Raw genomic sequence first — 19,162 nt, forward strand, 5'->3', positions numbered from 1 at the left:
CCACCAGCCACAGGGCACGACGGCCCGTGCGCGGACTTCCTCCGCGCACGGGCCTCTCGCTTACTGTGGTGCCGAAGCAACACCCGGGGCCAGGAAGCGCTTGCCGTTGACGCGCTCGGAGGCGCCTGCCCGGTCCAGGTACGGCGTGATGCCGCCCAGGAACATGGGCCAGCCGGCGCCCATGATCATGCACAGGTCGATGTCTTCAGGGCCGGCTACAACACCCTCGCTGAGCATCAGCCCGATTTCCTCGGCCAAAGCATCCTGCGTGCGTCGCAGGACTTCCTCCGCGGTGGACGGGGTGTCGCCAAAGGACATGATGGACAAGGTCCCCGCAGGGATGGTCTGCTGCCCGTCAGGACCGGGAGCCCAGAGTGACTGCACACCGTTGTCGATCAATTTTTGCAGGTTGCTGGACACCGGGAACCGGTCGCCGAAGGCTTGGTGCAGGGATTCCTGGACATGCTGGGCCACCGGCAGGCCGACCATCGCACTCAAGGTGAAGGGCGACATCGGCAGGCCCATGGGACGCAGGGCATTGTCCGCCACCTCAGCGGGGGTCCCTTCGTCGAAGGCCGCAATGACTTCGCCCATGAGTCGCAGCAGGATCCTGTTGACCACGAACGCGGCAGCATCTTTGACCAGGACCGCGGTTTTCTTGAGGCTCCTGGCGAGCTCAAAGGCCGTGGCCAGCACGGCATCGTCGGTTCCGGGGGCACGGACGATTTCCAGCAGGGGCATGACTGCCACAGGGTTGAAGAAGTGGAAGCCCACGAGTCGTTCCGGATGGCGCAGGTCTTCGGCCATGGCAGTCACGGAGAGGGACGAGGTATTGGTGGCGAGGATGCATTCGGCAGAGACTACGGCTTCCAGTTCCGCGAAGACCTGCTTTTTGACGTTGAGTTCTTCGAAGACCGCCTCAATGACAAAGTCGGCATCCGAGAAGGGCTCCTTGCTGACCGAGCCGGTCACCAGGGCCTTGGTCCTGTTGGCGGCGTCGGGAGTGATGCGCTTTTTGGCCAGCAGCTTATCCACCTCGGCGTGAACGTAGCCAACACCCTTGTCCACCCTGGTTTGGTCGATGTCCGTCATGACCACAGGCACCTTGAGCTGGCGGGCAAACAAGAGTGCGAGTTGGCTGGCCATCAGTCCCGCGCCAACGACGCCCACCTTGGTGACGGGCCTGGCCAACGTGCGGTCAGGCGCGCCGGCCGGGCGCTTTGAACGTTTTTGGACAAGGTCCAGGAACGCATAGACCGTCGACCGGAACTCGTCCGTCTGCATCAGCACTGCGAGTGTTTCGCATTCGAGGGCTGCGGCTTCGGCCTGACCCATGGTGCGGTTGGCTTCCATGACGTCCAGGACCTTTCCGGGCGCTGGTGCGGCGTTGGCGGTTTTGCTTTCCACGAAGGCACGGCCCGCGGAAACGGCTGAGGCCCATTCGACCGCCACGGTGTCGTCCAACGGGTCAACGGCGTTCCTGCGTTCAGGGCGGGTCTTGCCCGTGATGACGTCCGCCGCCCAGGCCAGCGACTGTTCCAGGAAGTCGGCCGGTTCAAACAGGGCGTCTGCCATGCCGAGCTCAAACGCCTGGGTACCGGTGAGGGTGCGGTTGTTGCTGAGGGGGTTCTCGATCATCACCTTCACGGCGTTCGCGGGACCGATCAGGCGGGGAAGGATATAGACGCCGCCCCAGCCCGGAATGAGCCCCAGGAACGCCTCAGGCAGGGCCAGGGCACCGGCACCTGTGGAGACTGTCCGGTAGGTGGACTGCAATGCGATCTCCAGGCCCCCTCCCAGCGCGAGTCCGTTGATGAACGCGAAACTCGGGACACCGAGGTTGGCCAGCGTGGCGTAGACGGAATGGCCCAGTTGGGCCATCCACAGTCCATGCGTGCGTTCCTTCAGCGTCTTGACTGCGGACAGGTCGGCGCCTGCCACGAGGAAGTACGGCTTGCCGGTGACACCGACACCGACGATCTCTCCGCGTGCCGCCCTTTCCTTCAGTCCGTCAAGGACAGTACCCAGTTCCACCAGGGTGTTGGGTCCCAGCGTGGTGGGTTTGGTGTGGTCAAGCCCGTTGTCGAGGGTTATCAAGGCGAAGGTTCCGGCGCCGCCCGGGAGCTCGACGTCCTGCACGAGCGAGTGGGTCACCACTTCGTCCGGAAAGAGGGAGGCCAGGTGGTGGAAGTCGTTGGCGCTCATGCTGCGGCTCCTTCAGTGCTTTGGTCGGCGGAGGCATCTGCAGCCCCATAGTCCGGGTGGTGGGGGTTTTCCCAGACCACGGTGGCGCCCATGCCCAGCCCGATACACATGGTGGTGATGCCGTACCTGGCGGTTGGGTCTTCTTGGAACTGGCGGGCCAGTTGCGTCATCAGCCTGACGCCGGAGGAGGCAAGAGGATGTCCGACGGCGATCGCCCCGCCATAGCGGTTGACGCGGGGATCGTCGTCCCGAATGCCGAAGTGGTCCAGGAAGCCAAGTACCTGGACGGCGAAGGCCTCGTTGATTTCAAAGAGATCGATGTCGTCGATGGTCAGCCCGGCGTGCTTGAGGGCCTTTTCGGTGGCGGGCACCGGGCCGATGCCCATGACCGCAGGTTCCACGCCGGCAAAAGCGTAGGACACCAGGCGCATCCGGACCGGCAGGCCCAACTCGGCCGCTGCATCGGCCGATGCCAGGACGGCAGCGGTGGCGCCGTCGTTCAGGCCTGCGGCGTTTCCGGCGGTGACCCGGCCGTGGGCCCTGAAGGGCGTGCGGAGGCCGGCCAGATCTTCAACGGTGGTGCCGGGGCGGGGAGGCTCGTCGACGCTGTGCACTGTCCATCCCTGGCCAGGCTTGCGTGCGGCCACGGGCACCAGGTCCTGTTGGATTTGTCCACGCGAATAGGCTGCCGCGAGCTTGGCCTGCGACGAAGCTGCGTAGGCGTCGGCGCGGTCCTTGGTGATGGCGGGGAAGCGGTCATGGAGGTTTTCGGCCGTGTTCCCCATATTCAGGGCGGCCGGATCCACCAGCCGTTCGGACATGAAGCGGGGGTTGGGGTCGGCGCCTTCGCCCATGGGATGGTTGCCCATGTGTTCCACGCCCCCGGCGATAACCACATCGTAGGCGCCGAAGCCAATGCCGCTCGCCGTCGTCGTTACTGCTGTCATGGCGCCGGCGCACATGCGGTCGATCGCGAAGCCGGGCACCGAGCGGGGGAGCCCGGCCAGAAGTGCTGCGGTACGCCCGATAGTGAGGCCCTGGTCGCCGGTCTGGGTGGTGGCGGCTATGGCGACGTCGTCGATGCGGTCGGCGGGGAGCGACGGGTTGCGCCGCATCAGTTCCCGGATGCACTTGACCACGAGGTCGTCGGCCCGGGTTCCGGCGTAGATGCCCTTTTCACCGGCTTTGCCGAAGGGGGTACGGACGCCATCGACGAACACGACGTCGCGGATGGTCCGCTGGGCGCTGCGTGAGGGACTCATGTGCTACTCCTCGTTGAGACATGGTGCCGGTGTCCCAGGGGAACACCGGCTGGCATTGCTGCTATGTTACTCACGGGTAACTTTGAGTTGCAAGCGCCCGGATCGTCCGCGGCGCCGGCGGATGTCCTCCTGACGCAAAAGCCCGCCACCTGAAGCATTGCTTCGGGTGGCGGGCCTGGCATTTATTTGCCTTCCGCGGACCGCTGGTCCTCTTTGGCTTTGGATTCCTTGGGTGGAAGGGGCTGCGGGTTGAGGCAGGCTTCCACCAGGAGTGGAGCGGCAAAGGCAATTTGCCATTCCCTGGCGCCGAGCTCCCTGAGTTCGGCGGAGATGGACTCCAGCGAGATCTCCGAGGGTGGGCGCCACATGACCCGGCGAAGATAGTCGGGCGTCAGAAGGTTTTCGACCGGGAGTTTGAGCTCGTCGGCTTTCTCCTGCAACGCAGGGCGTGCGGTAGCCAACCGGGCAGCGGCCTCGGGATCGCGGTCCACCCAGACCCGCGGTGGGGGAGGTGCGTTGGTAGGCAGGTGGAGGGGCGGAAGCTCCGTCAGGGTCCGTGCTGCGGTGATGCACCGTACCCACCTGGGCGCTTCCCTCTGGGCGGAGCGGCCATGGAAGCCCTTGGTGGCCAGGAGCTGTGGAACGGTCGTGGGAAGGGCCTTGGCTGCAGCTACGAGTGCCGAGTCAGGAATCAGGCGCCCGGGCGCGACGTCCCGCTTCCGGGCGAGCTGGTCCCGTTCAAGCCACAGCTCCCGGACTGCGGCCAATTGGCGGCGGTCGCGGATCTGGTGCAGGCCGGAGGTCTTGCGCCAGGGATCCACCCGGGGAGGTGCTATTCCGGCAGCAAGGATTCCGGCGAACTCCTGCTCGGCGAATTCGAGCTTGCCGTCCGCTTCAAGCAACTCAATCAGCTCTTCACGGAGTTCGGCGAGAACCTCGACGTCGAGCGCGGCGTAGCGCAGCCATGGTTCCGGCAAGGGCCTGGTTGACCAGTCCGCGGCCGAGTGTTCCTTGGCCAGTCCAAAGCCAAGGAGCTGTTCGATGACGGCGGCAAGGCCCACCCGGGGGAGGCCGGCGAGGCGGGCCGCGAGTTCGGTGTCGAACAGCTTGTCAGGCCACATACCAAGCTCGGACAAGCAGGGCAGGTCCTGAGTTGCGGCGTGGAGGATCCATTCAACACCGCGAAGGGCATCCTGGATGATGTTCAGGTTTTCGAAGGGTTCGGGGTCGATCAGCCAAGTGCCGGCGCCTTCGCGGCGGATCTGCACCAGGAACGCGCGCTGTCCGTAGCGGAAGCCGGATGCCCGCTCCGCATCCACGCCGGCCGGGCCTGTGCCCGCGGCGATGGCTGCGGCGCAGCGTTCAAGGCCAGTGAGGGTATCGATCACCAAGGGCACGCCCTCGCGGGGCGTATCGAGATCAATGACGGCAGGGACGGGGCTGTCGAAGCCCTCCACCTTGATGTGTTGATCGGGATCAGCAACCGGACCGCCGGCTGTGGTTTTTTCCAGGTTTTCAGGGGTCATGGTGGCTTAAGCTTACCGAGGTCCGCAGAAGGGGTTGGAGCGGGGCGTATTGGATGACTTCACGTGAGCCTCCTGTTCGGCAGTCCCGTAACTCCCGGCGGCAGGGGTGGCAGCCCGGCGAACGTGCAGACCATGTCCGACCACGCTTCGAGGTGGGCCTGGATATCGGCAGTGGCAGGGGTCCATGACGCGCGCAGTTCGATGTCGATGGTGTCGGGGCGTTCGGACAGGGTGCCGAAGCTTTCAGAAAGGACCCTGGTGGCGGTTCCGCCGGCGGCGCGATAGACGGCCGCGTGGTTCTCCAGCGCCTCCACGAGCCAGGTCCAGGCTACGGAACCGAGCATTTCATCGTTGCCCATCTCGGCGTCCATTTGGGCGCGGATGTAGGTGACGATCCTGAATTCCCCTTCCCAGACTGCGGATCCTTCCGGGTCATGGAGCAGGATGAAGCGCCCGGTGGCGAGTTCGTCGTCGTCGTCCTGGTCGCCGGGAGCCGGGGCGTGGCTCTTGGCGAAGGCCTTCGCAGCGGGGCCGTGTACCGGTACCTGGCGTGTTGAAGCCGTGGGGCGGAAGACTTCGGCGCCGAGGGCCACTGCATAGGGTGCGAGCCGGGCCGGGGCGGGTATTTCGTCGAGCCGCAGTTCACTGCGGCATTGTGCTTTTCGTAGTGTCCCCAAGGCGTACAGGAAATCCGCGGGGACCTGGGCGAGGTCGTTCACCATCGCAGATTATTCTTCCGGGGCGGCGATTGTGTGCAGGCTCGCCGCCCCGGAAGCCACCCGTTATGTGGTGGCAAGCTCCCGCTTGATGGCGGAAACGAAAGCGTCAATGTCCTCTTCGGTGGTGTCGAAGGAACACATCCACCGCACTTCGCCGCGGGCGGCGTCCCAGTCATAGAACGCGAAGCTGGACCGGAGCCGGTCAGCCACGCCGGCCGGAAGGATGGCGAAGACACCGTTGGACTGCGTTTCCTGGGTGGGCTGGACGCCGTCGATCTGCTCCACGGCGCGGCGGAGGCGCGTCGCCATGGCATTGGCATGGGTGGCGGACCGGAGCCACAGTCCGTCCTCCAGCAGCGCGATGAACTGGGCCGAAATGAAGCGCATCTTCGATGCCAGCTGCATGTTCATTTTACGGAGGTACTTCAGTCCGTCGGCGGCTTCCGGGTTGAGGGCGACCACCACCTCGCCGAAGAGCAGTCCGTTCTTGGTCCCGCCGAAGGACAGGATGTCCACGCCGGCGTCCCGGGTGAAGGCCCTGAGGGGAACACCGAGGTGGGCGGCGGCATTGGCCAGGCGGGCGCCGTCCATGTGCAGCTTCATGCCCTTGGCGTGGGCGTGGTCGGCGATGGCGCGCACCTCTGAAGGGGTGTAGCAGGTTCCCAGTTCCGTGGTCTGGGTAATGGAGACCACCAGCGGTTGGGCGCGGTGTTCATCTCCCCATCCCCAGGCTTCACGGTCGATGAGCCCGGGCGTCAGCTTGCCGTCTTCAGTGGGAACCTGGAGGAGCTTGATGCCGCCGACGCGTTCCGGTGCGCCGTTTTCGTCCATGTTGATGTGGGCCGTCGACGCGCAGATGACCGCACCCCAGCGGGGGAGGAGGGCCTGCAGGGACAGCACGTTGGCACCGGTGCCGTTGAAGACGGGGAAGCACTCTATGCCGGAACCGAACTGCTGCTCCAGGATCTCCTGGAGGCGGGCCGTATACACGTCCTCCCCGTAGGAAACCTGGTGACCGCCGTTTGCGGTGGCCAGGGCGGACAGGATCTCGGGATGTACGCCCGAGTAGTTGTCCGATGCGAAGCCGCGGACCGCTGGATCGTGGAGCGGGCCCCGGCCCTGGGCGGTATCGGCAGTGTGGATGGCCTCGGTTGTTGTGGTCACTCGTTCATTCACGCTTTCAAGTCTATTTGGCCAGCAGGATGCGGCGGCCGTTGAGGTTTGCGGCCGGTTGGTCGAAAAGCCCGACGGCGGCCGCGGCCAGTTCCTCGACGTCGGTAGAGCCGGGGAACCGGCGTTCAGGCTGCCTCCGGCGCATGCCGGCGTCAACCAGCGAGGAGACTACGAAGACGACGGCCGCGCTGTGCTGGGGAGTTGGGCTTTCCTTGTTGCCGGCCTGTTCCCGCCGGAAGCCGTCGGCGACGGCCATTGTCCAGGCTTTTCCGCCGCCGCTTTGGCGGCAGCGTAGTTCGCTGAGTCGGCCGCGGGAGCCTCAACGCTCGTGGAGGATACGACGGCGAGGCGACCCCGCGGTGAATCGGCAAGTTGGCGGTAGAACACCCGGGAAACGTTGCGCAGTGTCGTCACCGCGCCCTGAACCAGCGCGTCCCAGTCGTCGTCGGACTGTTCCTCGATTCCCGGAGCTCCCCGCCAGCCGCCGACGAGGTGGATGACTCCGTCCACCCGTTCCACCCCCAGGCCACGGACGGTCCCGGCAAGTTCCCGGACGGCGTCCGGATCCGCGAGGTCGCAAACCAGTGGCGTAACACCGTATCCGGCCTCGTCCGCTGCCGCCTTGATCCTCACGTCATCGGAACCAACCGTGAACACCCTGTGACCGGCGGCCCCCAAAGCCCGCGCCGTGGCGATACCCGAGGCGCTGCTGCCGCCGGTCACAAGGACATTCAAAGGCATCATCAGGCGGCCGTCGCTCCCGTAATGCCGGTGGTGGATTCAATCACGGGACGCATTTTCTTCTCCAGGGCTTCGTAGAACATGGACAGGGGGAATTCGTCGTCGAGAACCTGGTCCGTGAGCCCGCGCGGAGCACCGTCGAGCGGCAGAGCGTCCGGGCCCTTGGCCCATACAGAGGCAGGGTGGGGAGTCACGGTGCCGGAGATGAGTTCATAGGCCGCAAGCCAGTGGGCTGTCTTGGGGCGGTCAATGGAGCGCCAGTAGAGCTCTTCGATGCGGGCACCGAGTTCCACTACGACGTCTGCGGCCTCATCCCAGTCGATGCTGAGCTTGCTGTCCGTCCAGTGCAGGACATGGTGCTGGTGCATCCAGGCGAACAGCAGCTGCCCGCCCAGGCCATCGTAGTTCCGGACCCGGCTGCCGGTGATGGCAAAGCGGAAGATGCGGTCGAAGATCACTGCGTACTGGACCAGCTTTGCATGCTTGCGGGCATCGGGATCGGCCTCTTCGTCCTTCTCGATCCGCACGGATTCGCGGAAGGCGGTGAGGTCGCACCGCAGCTCTTCCAGGGAGTAAAGGAAGTAGGGCATGCGCTGCTTGATCATGAAGGGATCGAACGGCAGGTCGCCGCGCATGTGCGTGCGGTCGTGGATCAGGTCCCACATGACAAACGTACGCTGCGTCAGTTCCTGGTCCTGGAGGAGCTCGGCAGCATCAGCCGGCAGTTCAAGGGAGGTGGTGGATGCGGCAGCGTCCAGCACGCGGCGGAACCGTGCGGCTTCACGGTCGGCGAAAATGGCGCCCCAGGTGAAGGACGGGGTTTCGCGCACGGCGACGGTTTCCGGGAACAGCACAGCGGAGTTGGTGTCGTAGCCCGGGGTGAAATCCACGAAACGGATGGGCACAAACAGCTTGTTGGAGTAGGCCCCGGCTTCCAGGCCGCCGATGAACTCAGGCCAGATGACCTCGATCAGGACAGCTTCGACCAGACGCTTGCTGCTGCCGTTCTGGGTGTACATGGGGAAGACCACCAGGTGCTGGAGGCCATCCACGCGCTGCTCCTGGGGCTGGAAAGCCTGGAGGGAGTCGAGGAAGTCGGGGACGCCAAAGCCATTCTGCTCCCAGCGTGCGAAGTCCGCCACCAAAAGTTCCAGGTAACGGGCATCGTGCGGGAAGGAGGGTGCCAGCGCCGTGATGGAATCACAGATGGTGGCCACCAGTGCGGAAGCTTCAGTGTGCAGAGCGTGGTCGGCCACGGAGCCGTCCTGCTCCTGGTGCGCCTGGAGGGCGGTGGCTGCTGCTTTGAGTGCTGACCAGTCGGCGTTGTCTGCGGTGACACGCGGGAAGGCAGCGGTGGTGGTGATGGTCATGTGCTCGTCCTTTCAGAAGGTCTTTCACCTCTGAGGTGAGCGTAGCAACGGAAGAAGCATCGCTAATTCAAAACCTAGGTGAGCATAAGCAACTCTTGGGGAAAGTGCTCGTAGTACCACCTCAAGCTCCAGCACCCGGCACGATCCGGGTGGGCAACCCGTCAAGGCTGCCCACCACTGGATCAGTCCGCGCTCTTATCCACCAAGCGGAGGGAGATGGAGTTGATGCAATAGCGCTGGTCCGTGGGCGTGTCATACCCCTCGCCTTCAAAGACATGCCCCAGATGGGAGTCGCAGTTGCCGCAGCGCACCTCCACACGGTCCATGCCCAGCGTGCGGTCGTGCAGGTAACGCACCTTGCCCTCGGCAAGGGGAGCCCAGAATGAAGGCCACCCGCAGTGCGAATCAAACTTTTCCTGGCTGGTGAACAATTCGCTGCCACAGGCACGGCACTGGTAGACGCCCTCGGTATGGGTGTCCCAGTACTCGCCCGTGTACGGCCGTTCGGTACCGGCCTGGCGCAAAACCCGGTACTCGTCGGGCGTCAGCTCCTCGCGCCACTGGGCATCGGACTTCACGACGGAAAGGCTGGACGTGCTGCTGGTGTTGTCAGGAATGCTCATGACTACTGCAACGCTCAGGAGTCGCCGATAAATCCCGACCCCGCATACAAGTGCAGGACGGGAAGACCCAGCTGGTCCTGGGCCTTGTTGGCCCAGTCCGTGTGGAACGTGTCGGCAATCGCGTGCGGACGCGTCACCACCACCGCCTGGGCCGCATCCACCGCCCGTACCTTCGCCACCAAACCCGCGACAGCACCGCCGTCGACGATTTCACCGGTGACCCCGCCACCCAGCCCCTCCAACGCTGCCAGGGAGGCAGCCAAAGCCTCGGCAGCCTCCGCCCGTTCCACCTCCGGATCCGGCGAATGCGCACCAAGTTCCCTGAACGCCTTGGCGACATCCAGCAACGACAGGTTCTCCAGGAAATCGACCAGTAAATGCCGCTCGGTGTTGGCTGGAACCAGGACCACCAAGGGGGCGTCACCCCCATCCACCAGTTTGGCGATGTTGACTCGGTCTTCAGGCCCCAAGGGCTCTTCGGTCAGGATGACGATCGGATCACTCATGGCTACAGCGTAGTCCCGCACCACACGGCCACACAGGCTTTCGCCGGGTGATTTCCGGGTCCGTTCCGGCACGCGGTGGCCACGTTCAGGATCCATGGAGCAGGAGCGGACAGAATGGAACCATGGCAACCAACTCCACGGCAGCCGGTGAAGCTGCAACAGGCAAACTGTCCGTACGAACCAAATGGGCCCTTGCAGGCATGGTGACCGGTGGTACCCTGGCGGGTCTCGTTGGAGCAGGTTCGTCCGCGCTCGCCGTCTACTTCGCCCGGCGGGTCATTACGCCCGCGGCGCGGCCCGCGGACCAGGAAGTCCTGGCCGTGATCCAGTCGGACACCGGCCGGCAGGTCATCCTCGCGGCAACCCCTGATACCACCGTGGACGGGGTCTTCAGCCTGTTCTTTGCCGGTGGTGCGGGACATGCCCGGATCGGCCGGATTGTGTCCTATTCCCCGGCAGAGCAGACCGTGCTTCGCGAAGTGGAAGAGGTGTACAGCGGCAACCTGGCCGACGCCCGCCGAGGTTGGTGGAGCGGTGCCACCTACCCGGACCCTGCCGCGCTGGGAGTGGCCGCTGACGACGTCGAAATCAAGGTCGACGGCGGTACCGCACCTGCCTGGCTGGTGCGGGCGGACGCTGCCGCATCCGCAGCGGTATGGGCCATCATGGTGCACGGCCGTGGAGCTACGCGGCTGGAAGGGCTGCGGGCAGTCCGGACGGCCAAGGAACTGGGCATGGACAGCCTGCTGATTTCCTATCGCAATGACGGGCTGGCACCATCGGCCCTCGACGGCCGCTACGGACTGGGCTCCACCGAATGGCGGGACGTAGAGGCCGCCATGGAGTACGCGGTGGCGCACGGTGCCCGCGAGATAGTGCTCTTCGGCTGGTCGATGGGCGGCGCGATCGCGCTGCAGACCGCCGACCTTTCCAAGTACCGGCACCTCATCCGGGCCATGGTGCTGGACGCGCCGGTGATCAACTGGGTCAATGTGATGGCGCACCACGCCCAAATGAACCGGATTCCCTATAACGTGGGCCGGTACGGACAACTCATGCTGACCCATCCGCTGGGGCGCAGGCTGACGGGACTATCGGCACCGGTGGACCTGAAGGCGATGGACTGGGAAGCCAGGGCAGTCGAACTCCGCACCCCCACCCTGGTCATCCATAGTGTGGACGACGACTACGTGCCCTTTGAACCGTCTGCGAGCCTGGCCGGGAAGAACCCGGAGATGGTGACTTTCGAACCCTTCCATGGAGCGCGCCACACGAAGGAATGGAACGTGGACCCGGAGAAGTGGGAACGTTTGGTCCGGTCCTGGCTGCAGCGGATGTTGGCGCCGCGAAACAATCCCGGAAGCGCCGGCCAGCCTGCCTGATGCCTAGTTCCTGGCACTGCCGATCGGTGCCGTCACGGCGCTGGTCAGCCTGACCAGGTCCGCGGGTGCGAGTTCGATGTCGAGCCCGCGCCGGCCGCCGGAGACCAGGATGGTGTCGAACTCCAGTGCCGTGGCATCCAAAACCGTGGGGGAGGATTGTCGTTGGCCCAAGGGGGAGATTCCGCCCAGCACATAGCCGGTCCTGCGTTCGGCTGCCTTCGGATCCGCCATCGAGGCCTTCTTCGAACCGAGGGCAGCGGCTACCGCCTTCAGGTCCAGCGTGCCGGCAACGGGAACGATCCCCACGGCCAGGCGGCCCTCGACCTCCACCATCAGGGTCTTGAAGACCCTGGAGGGGTCCACGCCCAGGGCATCAGCTGCCTCCATGCCGTAACTGGCTGCCGAAGGATCGTGAACATAGGGGTGCAGCACGAAAGGAACGCCGGCTGCAGTCAGTGCTGCTGTAGCCGGCGTTCCCTGTGACGCTGTTTTCTTCGCCATGGTGCCGAAGCTGTCCTGCCTTCACCGCCCTGCCCGGGGGCCGGGGCTTTAGTTTTCCAAGCGGCTGGCAGCCGCTACTTTCCGTTTGATCCGTCCAAGCATTGCCGTCATCCCGCGCATGCGCAACGGGGTGATGGCCCGGGTCAAGCCCAGGAGCTCAGGCATGTCGTCCGGAACAGACAGGATTTCCTGCGCCGTCAAGCCGTCAAGGCCCTCATGCAGCACCCCTGCGAATCCACGGGTGGTGGGAGCTTCCGGCGGCGCCTTGAAGAACAAACGGTAGGCGCGCCCGGCGTCCGGGTTTGCTGTGTTCTTCTCGGACTCGATCGTCAGGAACAAGGGCGACTGGCATTCGACGACCTGCTCCAGCAGCTCAGGGTGATCCTGGAGTCGTTCGGGAAGTTCCGGCAGTCCCCGGGAAAACTCGAGCAGCAACTGCAGGCGCTCCGGCTCCGTCAGTGCCTGGAAGTCATCCACTATTTCCGCCAGTGCGGCGGGCAAGGTATTCGTACTCATCACTTCCAGCTTACGCACAACGGCGCAGAATTCACGCTAGTTACGAACCAGCTCAGCCGGCACGGAACCCCGCTCGGCACCCTTGACGATGGGGACGCGGACGGCGTTGCCCCATTCAGTCCAGGAACCGTCGTAGTTGCGGACCGAGTCGAAGCCCAGCAGGTACTTGAGGGCGAACCAGGTGTGGCTGGAACGCTCGCCGATACGGCAGTAGGCCACCACGTCGTCGCCTTCCGTCAGTCCTGCCTCGCCCAGGTAAAGGGCTTCGAGCTCTTCGCGGGAGCGGTAGGTACCGTCTTCGGCGGCAGCACGTGCCCACGGAACCGACGCTGCGGTGGGGATGTGGCCGCCACGCAGGGCCCCTTCCTCCGGGTAGGCAGGCATGTGCGTGCGCTGGCCCGTGTATTCCTCCGGCGAGCGGACGTCGATGAGCGGGTTGCCCAGGTGGGCCAGCACATCTTCCTTGAAGGCGCGGATGGGGGCGTCGTTGCGCTCTACCTCGGGGTAGTTGCCCACAGCCGGCTGGGGAACGTCGGTGGTGAGTTCGCGGCCCTCGGCAATCCACTTGTCGCGGCCACCGTCCAGCAGCCGGACGTCCTCGTGGCCGAAGAGGGTGAAGACCCACAGGGCGTAGGCGGCCCACCAGTTGGACTTGTCGCCGTAGATGACCACGGTGCTGTCGCGGGAAATTCCCTTGGCGGCGGCGAGTGCGGCGAAACCGGCACCGTCGACGTAGTCGCGCGTGACTTCATCGTTCAGGTCCGTGTGCCAGTCGATCTTCACGGCACCCGGGATATGCCCGGTCTCGTAGAGGAGGACGTCCTCGTCGGACTCGACGACCACCAGCTTGCCGTCGGCAAGAGCGCCGTCTGCAAGTGCTGCGGCAAGCCATTCGGTGGACACAAGTCGTTCGGGGTGCGCGTAGGACGCGAACTTTTCGTTTTGTTCAACGGGGTAGGACATGGTGATGGCCTTTCACTGACAACGGACGGAGCCAGACCCCGGAAGCTTCCACTCGGCGGGCCGGCGTGTTTCCAACAGTAACCATGGGCAGCATCCGATGCTTCCCGGCCGGTCATATGGTGAAACATGGCCTTGGTCACGTGGCCGCTTCCCGGCCACGTGATGCCGGTATTCTTGCTGGGGACCCACTACCGGAAGAATGGACCACCGTGGTACAGATCGAACAACTGGCTGCCCGCACGCCGGCAGTCTCCGTCGAGGAACTCCTCAAGGGGTTCTATCCGTCACCACGCTTCGGCGAGGTGTCGTTCGACAGCTACCGGCCCGATCCCGCCCAGCCAAGCCAGGCCAACGCCGTGAAGCTCCTGTCCGGATTCGCCGACTCCGTGGGTGCTGACGATGGCGGGGGACTGTTCAGGAAATTCTTCGCAAAGAAGCCCGCCACCAGGGCCGGTATCTACCTGGATGGCGGCTTCGGCGTCGGCAAGACCCACCTCCTGGCTTCGCTGTGGCACCGATCCCCGGGCCCCAAGGCTTTCGGCACCTTCGTCGAGTACACCAACCTGGTGGGGGCCCTGTCTTTCCGCAAGACAGTCGAGGCGCTCAGCGGCTACAAACTGGTCTGCATCGACGAGTTCGAACTCGACGATCCAGGCGATACCGTGCTGATGTCCCGGCTCATGCGGGAACTCGCCGACGCCGGCGTCAAGTTGGCTGCCACGTCCAACACCCTGCCGGGTTCCTTGGGGGAGGGCCGCTTCGCGGCCGTTGACTTCCAGCGGGAAATCCAGGTGCTCGCGGACCAGTTCGATGTTGTCCGCATCGATGGCGAGGACTTCCGGCACCGCGGCCTGCCCGCGGCACCTGCGCCGCTGAAGACCGCAGACCTCAAGCACCGCATGAACACGGAATTTGCGGGCAAGACGGTGGCCGTGGATGACTTCCGCACCTTGGTGGACCACCTGGCCGGGGTGCACCCCAGCCGCTACCGCCAGCTCATCTCAGGAATCGAAGCCGTTGTGTGGCGGGATGTGGAGACCATCACGGAACAGGCTGTTGCCCTGCGGTTCGTGGTCCTGGCCGACCGGCTTTATGACAAGGACGTGCCGATCCTGGCCAGCGGCGTACCCTTCGACAAGCTTTTTACCGATGAGATGATGGCCGGCGGCTACATGAAGAAGTACTTCCGGGCCGTTTCCAGGTTGACTGCCCTGGCTCGCGAGGGCCAGAACCACGAACCGTCCTGAAAACCGCGGGCGGGTTCAGCGGGCCGCGGATCGGGTCAGTGGTTCCCTGTCCTTGAAGATCCAGCGGACCAGGATCCCACCGGCCAGGGCCCAGAACGCTGCGCCGATGCCAGCGAAGGTCACCCCTGAAGCCGCGAGCAGAAACGTCATGCAGGCCGGAATCCGGTCTTCGGCAACAGCCAGTGCCGAGGAGATCGAGGATGCCAGGGTTCCCAGCAGGGCGAGTCCTGCAACAGCTTCGAGCAAGCCCGGTGGTGCTGCCGCCACCAAGGTGACCAAGGCGGCTGAAAACGCCGCGAGGACCAGATAGGCAAGACCGGAAACGAACGCGGCAATCCAGCGGCGCCCGTGGTCTTTGCCGGCTTCTTCGCCCGCGGCCAGGGCAGCACTCAGTGCCGCCAGGTTGATGGCGTGGCCTCCGAAAGGCGCCCCGGCGAGGGTTCCCGCGCCCGTGACGAGCATCGAAGAACGCCAGGGCGTGGTGTACCCGAAGGATTTGAGGACCGCTACCCCGGGGATGTTCTGCGAAGCCATGGTCACGATGAACAGCGGGAGCGCGATTCCCACGGTGGCCTCCACCGTGAACACAGGACTGGTCCATTCCAGGCGGGGCAGCAGGCTGTCTCCGGTGAGGCGGGTGCCGTTGGCCGCGATGTGGATCCCGATCACGGCCAATGCCACCACCAGTGCGCCGGGAACGGCCCAACGCGGTGCGCATTTCATCAGGACCAGCCAACACACGACTACCGGGCCCACCAGCAGTGGCGCTGTGCCGAGGGATTCGAAGGGTGCCAGGCAGAGGGGGAGCAGGACGCCGGCCAGCATCGCCTGGGCCAGCGACGTGGGAATCAAGGCCATGAGCCGTCCAAGGGCCGGCAGCAAACCCGTCAGGACAATGAGGAGGCCCACCACCACGAAAGCACCGACCGCAGCCGGCCACCCGCCGTCGACGGTTCCCGCTGAGGCGAGGAGCGCAGCGCCGGGTGTTGACCACGCAAGAGTTACCGGCATCCGCGACCGCCATGCCAGCCACAGGATGCCCAGGCCGAACGTCAGCGTCAGGGCAAGCAGACCGCTGGACGCCTGTGCCTGGTTGGCCCCAACAGCCTGCAAGCCTGCCAGCACCACGGCAAAGGATGAGGTGAAGCCGACCAGTGCAGTGACGATCCCGGCGGCGATCGGTGGGCCCGGCGTCCTCTGGTTGGCCTGGTTCTGTTCAGTCGACGAGGCGGAAGGCATAACCTCCAACGTACCTGACAGGGCAGCGTCCCGTTGGCACCGGCCGGCCCGTTAAACGCCAAGGGCACCGGTGTCGCCTCTCGGCGGGACCGGTGCCCCCTTGACGTATCTGGTACGGCGGCCCAGGCAGCTACGGCTGCTTTGGCTCATCCGCGGCGGGAGCCTGTCCGGCTTCGCCGTCGTTCTTGGACACGAAGTTGGAAGCGGCATTCTGTACTGCGTCAACCTGTCCGGCGAACTTGCCGCCGGTCTTCTCGTCGACGAAGTTTCCGGCCTTCTCGATGCCATTCCTGATGGCGTCTTCGTTGCCCTGAATGAGACCCTGAGCCTTGCCCTTCAGGTCGTCAATTAATCCCACGGGCACCTCCCTTCCCTTCGCGGAGCCAGTTCGCTCCTCCGCGTTCGACCCTAGCACCGGAAGGGTGGCCAGCCAAGGAATTAAAGTTCACTACGCCAAGGGCTTAGCGGATTCCAGATGGCGTGGGCTGTTCGGATTCATCAAGGAGTGCTTGCGCCCATAGAAGAAGTAGATGGCCAGGCCGATGACCAGCCAAACGCCAAAGCGCGCCCAGGTTTCCCAGTGCAGCTGCGCCATGAGGAACGCCGAGGCCAGGACACCAAAGGCCGGAACCACGGGCATCAGCGGCAGGCGGAAAGTGCGGGGTGCGTCGGGCTTGGTGTAACGGAAGATGATGACCGAGATGCACACCACGACGAAAGCGGCAAGGATACCGATGTTGGTGAGGTCAGCCACTTCCTTGATCGGGAAGACACCGGCCAGGAAGGCCGAGGCGACACCGGCGATCCAGGTGACGCGCTGCGGTGTTCCGTGGCGGTCGGTCTTGGCAAACCAGCCGGGAAGGAGGCCGTCACGGCTCATGGAGAACCATACGCGGGTTACGCCGAGGAGGAAGGTGAGCATGACGGTCAGGATGGACAGCACGGCAAAGACGGAAATGATGGTTGCGATCACAGGCAAGCCAACCCCGGTGAAGGCCGAGGCAAAGCCGGCCGCGGGATCGATGTCCTTGTAGTTCTGCATGCCCGTCAGGACCAAGGTTGCTGCCACGTACAGCAGCATGGCGATGATGAGCGACAGGATGATCGCCTTGGGCATGTGCTTCTTGCCGTCCTTGGCTTCCTCCGCCGCTGTGCTCATGGCGTCGTATCCAAAGACTGCGAAGAAGACCGTGGCCGCACCTGCGAGGACCGGACCGAAGCCACTGGGCATGAACGGATTGAAGTTCTCGGCATTGATGTAGAAAACGCCCAGGCCGATGATGAACAGAATCAGGATTACCTTGATGGCTACTGCCACGAGCTCGAACCGCCCGAACGCTTTGGTTCCACGGCTCAGGATCCAGGTCACCAGGAGACAGACCAAAATGGCAGGAAGGTTGATGATGCCGCCCTTGCCCTCGTCGGCCGTGGAGGTCATCCACGTGGGCATGTTGATGCCGATGCCGGACAGGAAGGCGTCGAAGTATCCGGAAATACCAATCGCCACCACAGCTACGATCGCAATGTACTCCAGCAGCAGGTCCCAGCCTATGAACCAGCCGATGATTTCCCCCAGGGCCACATAGCCGTAGGTGTAGGCCGAGCCTGCCCGCGGGATCATTCCGGCGAATTCAGCGTAGGAAAGCGCGGCCGCGCCCGAGGCCAGGCCGGCGATCAGGAACGACACCAGGACCGCCGGTCCAACACCGGGGTTGGTTTCGTCGCCGTGAGCTACCAGGCCGGCGAGCGAAAAGATTCCGACGCCGATGATTCCGCCGACGCCGATGGCGGTGAGTTGCCAGAGGCCAAGGCTTTTGAAAAGGCCACTGTGCTTGTTTTCTTCCTCAATGTCGTCGATGGGCTTCCGCCTCATGACCGACTGGGAAGCAGTCTGTTGATTCATGGGTACTCCTGCCATTGGCGTGGAACGGTGATGAGCTCGCAGTACATTATGCGAGTCGAATCACATTAGATAAAGCGACTTCTTCCAACGGTTATTGGTCACATCCCATAATGAATCGAACCGCGGTTGGTTCAGTTGGCAAACGGGCATAAAAAAAGCAGCTCCGAAGAGCTGCTTTCTTAGTTGGAGCGGACGACGAGATTCGAACTCGCGACATCCACCTTGGCAAGGTGGTGCTCTACCAGCTGAGCTACGTCCGCACATGTTGTTTGCCTGGCTGGGCCGGGCCTTCAACAACAAACAAGTTTCCTTGTTCTGGTGGGCGATACTGGGATCGAACCAGTGACCTCTTCCGTGTCAGGGAAGCGCGCTACCGCTGCGCCAATCGCCCGGGGTCCTCGTGGAGGAGAGCGGACGACGAGATTCGAACTCGCGACATCCACCTTGGCAAGGTGGTGCTCTACCAGCTGAGCTACGTCCGCACATGTTGTTTGCCTGGCTGGGCCGGGCCTTCAACAACAAACAAGTTTCCTTGTTTTGGTGGGCGATACTGGGATCGAACCAGTGACCTCTTCCGTGTCAGGGAAGCGCGCTACCGCTGCGCCAATCGCCCATGCATCCAATCGAAACCGGAAAGCATGGTTTTCACCGAGGTGGGTACGGGATTCGAACCCGTGTATACGGCTTTGCAGGCCGCTGCCTCGCCTCTCGGCCAACCCACCGTGTTAGCAGGATTCCGGGGAATTCATGCTGTGACAGTGCCTTGCGAGCGGACGACGAGATTCGAACTCGCGACATCCACCTTGGCAAGGTGGTGCTCTACCAGCTGAGCTACGTCCGCAGTGCCGTGCTCCGGAGCGCCATTCAGGCATTCCGTCGCTTTCCGACGAGTAAAAACTCTATAGGAGGTTCCGGGAAACTCCAAATCGGTGAGATTCCCCGGAGGGCGTATGAGTCCGGATCCCAGCAATGACGCGGGTTCCGGCTTCTGACAACCGTGTAATTCCATTCTTGTTATTCGGGCACGGCTGCCCGTTTTGCATTCACGACGGCGTGGGCTAGTCTTCTTTATGCAGACGGCGCACAGCGCGGGATGACACGGGCGATTGGCGCAGTGGTAGCGCGCTTCGTTCACACCGAAGAGGTCACTGGTTCGAACCCAGTATCGCCCACCGTAAAACCCCGCCGGAACTGGTTACACAGTCCCGGCGGGGTTTTTTCTGTTTGGCGGTACGGCGTTTTTTCGTCACGAACTTCCACTCCAGGGCACAGGGCTGACGTGGAAG

16 protein-coding genes, 7 tRNA genes and 1 pseudogene are annotated in these 19,162 nt (G+C 64.0%); 3 read left to right on the forward strand and 21 right to left on the reverse strand.

Annotation, left to right across the window (positions count from 1 at the left end; translation table 11 throughout):
• Nucleotides 1–60: 60 nt before the first annotated feature.
• The 9 genes and pseudogenes from ACUYMZ_RS09985 to ACUYMZ_RS10025 all read right to left on the reverse strand — a co-directional run bounded on the left by ACUYMZ_RS09985 (nt 61) and on the right by ACUYMZ_RS10025 (nt 10,125).
• Complete coding sequence (locus ACUYMZ_RS09985; RefSeq protein WP_481603058.1) at nt 61–2,205, reverse strand: 3-hydroxyacyl-CoA dehydrogenase NAD-binding domain-containing protein; 2,145 nt, start codon at nt 2,203–2,205, stop codon at nt 61–63.
• Nucleotides 2,202–3,467 carry a thiolase family protein gene (locus ACUYMZ_RS09990; protein ID WP_481603060.1) on the reverse strand — a complete coding sequence of 422 codons (1,266 nt, stop codon included), beginning with the start codon at nt 3,465–3,467 and terminating at the stop codon, nt 2,202–2,204. The genes ACUYMZ_RS09985 and ACUYMZ_RS09990 overlap by 4 nt, the downstream gene beginning before the upstream one ends.
• Nucleotides 3,468–3,649: 182 nt before the next feature.
• A complete protein-coding gene (locus ACUYMZ_RS09995) occupies nt 3,650–4,993 on the reverse strand; it encodes an HRDC domain-containing protein (protein ID WP_481603062.1) in 1,344 nt (447 codons plus the stop codon).
• Between the two features lie 59 nt (nt 4,994–5,052).
• Nucleotides 5,053–5,715, reverse strand: coding sequence for a DUF3000 domain-containing protein (locus tag ACUYMZ_RS10000; RefSeq protein WP_426007122.1), 663 nt, complete (start codon nt 5,713–5,715; stop codon nt 5,053–5,055).
• A 60-nt stretch (nt 5,716–5,775) separates the two neighbouring features.
• Nucleotides 5,776–6,876 carry a threonine aldolase family protein gene (locus tag ACUYMZ_RS10005; RefSeq protein ID WP_481603064.1) on the reverse strand — a complete coding sequence of 367 codons (1,101 nt, stop codon included), beginning with the start codon at nt 6,874–6,876 and terminating at the stop codon, nt 5,776–5,778.
• A 22-nt stretch (nt 6,877–6,898) separates the two neighbouring features.
• A pseudogene (locus ACUYMZ_RS10010) lies at nt 6,899–7,629 on the reverse strand (SDR family oxidoreductase).
• Nucleotides 7,629–8,996, reverse strand: a complete 1,368-nt coding sequence (locus ACUYMZ_RS10015; RefSeq protein WP_481603066.1) for a DUF6421 family protein — start codon at nt 8,994–8,996, stop codon at nt 7,629–7,631. Before ACUYMZ_RS10015 ends, ACUYMZ_RS10010 begins: the two are co-directional and overlap by 1 nt.
• 182 nt (nt 8,997–9,178) lie before the next feature.
• A complete protein-coding gene (gene msrB / locus ACUYMZ_RS10020; RefSeq protein ID WP_426007130.1) occupies nt 9,179–9,619 on the reverse strand; it encodes a peptide-methionine (R)-S-oxide reductase MsrB in 441 nt (146 codons plus the stop codon).
• 14 nt (nt 9,620–9,633) lie between these two features.
• Nucleotides 9,634–10,125: a hypothetical protein gene (locus ACUYMZ_RS10025; protein WP_426007132.1), complete on the reverse strand. Its 492-nt coding sequence runs from the start codon at nt 10,123–10,125 to the stop codon at nt 9,634–9,636.
• Between the two features lie 122 nt (nt 10,126–10,247).
• On the opposite strand from ACUYMZ_RS10025, the gene ACUYMZ_RS10030 reads away from it, so the two are divergent.
• The gene (locus ACUYMZ_RS10030) at nt 10,248–11,507 is read left to right on the forward strand and encodes an alpha/beta hydrolase family protein (protein ID WP_481603069.1); all 1,260 of its coding nucleotides are present in this window, start codon (nt 10,248–10,250) and stop codon (nt 11,505–11,507) included.
• 3 nt (nt 11,508–11,510) lie between these two features.
• Here ACUYMZ_RS10030 and ybaK read toward each other — a convergent pair whose 3' ends face one another.
• From ybaK to ACUYMZ_RS10045, 3 genes are read right to left on the reverse strand one after another with little or no spacing between them, the layout of a single operon-like run.
• On the reverse strand, nt 11,511–12,008 hold the full coding sequence (gene ybaK / locus ACUYMZ_RS10035; protein ID WP_426007136.1) for a Cys-tRNA(Pro) deacylase: 498 nt from the start codon (nt 12,006–12,008) through the stop codon (nt 11,511–11,513).
• 48 nt (nt 12,009–12,056) lie between these two features.
• On the reverse strand, nt 12,057–12,524 hold the full coding sequence (locus ACUYMZ_RS10040) for a SufE family protein (RefSeq protein ID WP_426007138.1): 468 nt from the start codon (nt 12,522–12,524) through the stop codon (nt 12,057–12,059).
• A 36-nt stretch (nt 12,525–12,560) separates the two neighbouring features.
• Nucleotides 12,561–13,487 carry a sulfurtransferase gene (locus ACUYMZ_RS10045; RefSeq protein WP_426007140.1) on the reverse strand — a complete coding sequence of 309 codons (927 nt, stop codon included), beginning with the start codon at nt 13,485–13,487 and terminating at the stop codon, nt 12,561–12,563.
• A 209-nt stretch (nt 13,488–13,696) separates the two neighbouring features.
• Between ACUYMZ_RS10045 and zapE the strand changes: the two genes are divergently transcribed.
• A complete protein-coding gene (gene zapE / locus ACUYMZ_RS10050) occupies nt 13,697–14,734 on the forward strand; it encodes a cell division protein ZapE (RefSeq protein WP_426007142.1) in 1,038 nt (345 codons plus the stop codon).
• Nucleotides 14,735–14,749: 15 nt separating this feature from the next.
• On the opposite strand, the gene ACUYMZ_RS10055 is transcribed toward zapE, so the two are convergent.
• The 9 genes from ACUYMZ_RS10055 to ACUYMZ_RS10095 all read right to left on the reverse strand — a co-directional run bounded on the left by ACUYMZ_RS10055 (nt 14,750) and on the right by ACUYMZ_RS10095 (nt 18,717).
• On the reverse strand, nt 14,750–15,973 hold the full coding sequence (locus tag ACUYMZ_RS10055) for a benzoate/H(+) symporter BenE family transporter (RefSeq protein WP_481603073.1): 1,224 nt from the start codon (nt 15,971–15,973) through the stop codon (nt 14,750–14,752).
• Between the two features lie 130 nt (nt 15,974–16,103).
• Nucleotides 16,104–16,337: an antitoxin gene (locus ACUYMZ_RS10060; RefSeq protein ID WP_426007146.1), complete on the reverse strand. Its 234-nt coding sequence runs from the start codon at nt 16,335–16,337 to the stop codon at nt 16,104–16,106.
• Nucleotides 16,338–16,421: 84 nt separating this feature from the next.
• Nucleotides 16,422–17,876 (reverse strand): amino acid permease, encoded by a 1,455-nt coding sequence (locus tag ACUYMZ_RS10065; RefSeq protein ID WP_481603075.1) that lies wholly within the window; start codon nt 17,874–17,876, stop codon nt 16,422–16,424.
• A 184-nt stretch (nt 17,877–18,060) separates the two neighbouring features.
• Nucleotides 18,061–18,136, reverse strand: a tRNA-Gly gene (locus tag ACUYMZ_RS10070).
• A 56-nt stretch (nt 18,137–18,192) separates the two neighbouring features.
• Nucleotides 18,193–18,267, reverse strand: a tRNA-Val gene (locus tag ACUYMZ_RS10075).
• A gap of 18 nt (nt 18,268–18,285) precedes the next feature.
• A tRNA-Gly gene (locus ACUYMZ_RS10080) sits at nt 18,286–18,358 on the reverse strand.
• Between the two features lie 56 nt (nt 18,359–18,414).
• A tRNA-Val gene (locus ACUYMZ_RS10085) sits at nt 18,415–18,489 on the reverse strand.
• A 38-nt stretch (nt 18,490–18,527) separates the two neighbouring features.
• Nucleotides 18,528–18,598, reverse strand: a tRNA-Cys gene (locus tag ACUYMZ_RS10090).
• 46 nt (nt 18,599–18,644) lie between these two features.
• Nucleotides 18,645–18,717: transfer RNA gene (locus ACUYMZ_RS10095), tRNA-Gly, on the reverse strand.
• A gap of 259 nt (nt 18,718–18,976) precedes the next feature.
• Between ACUYMZ_RS10095 and ACUYMZ_RS10100 the strand changes: the two genes are divergently transcribed.
• Nucleotides 18,977–19,048: transfer RNA gene (locus ACUYMZ_RS10100), tRNA-Val, on the forward strand.
• The last annotated feature ends 114 nt before the right edge of the window (nt 19,049–19,162 follow it).

Source organism: Arthrobacter sp. T572 (assembly GCF_056780115.1).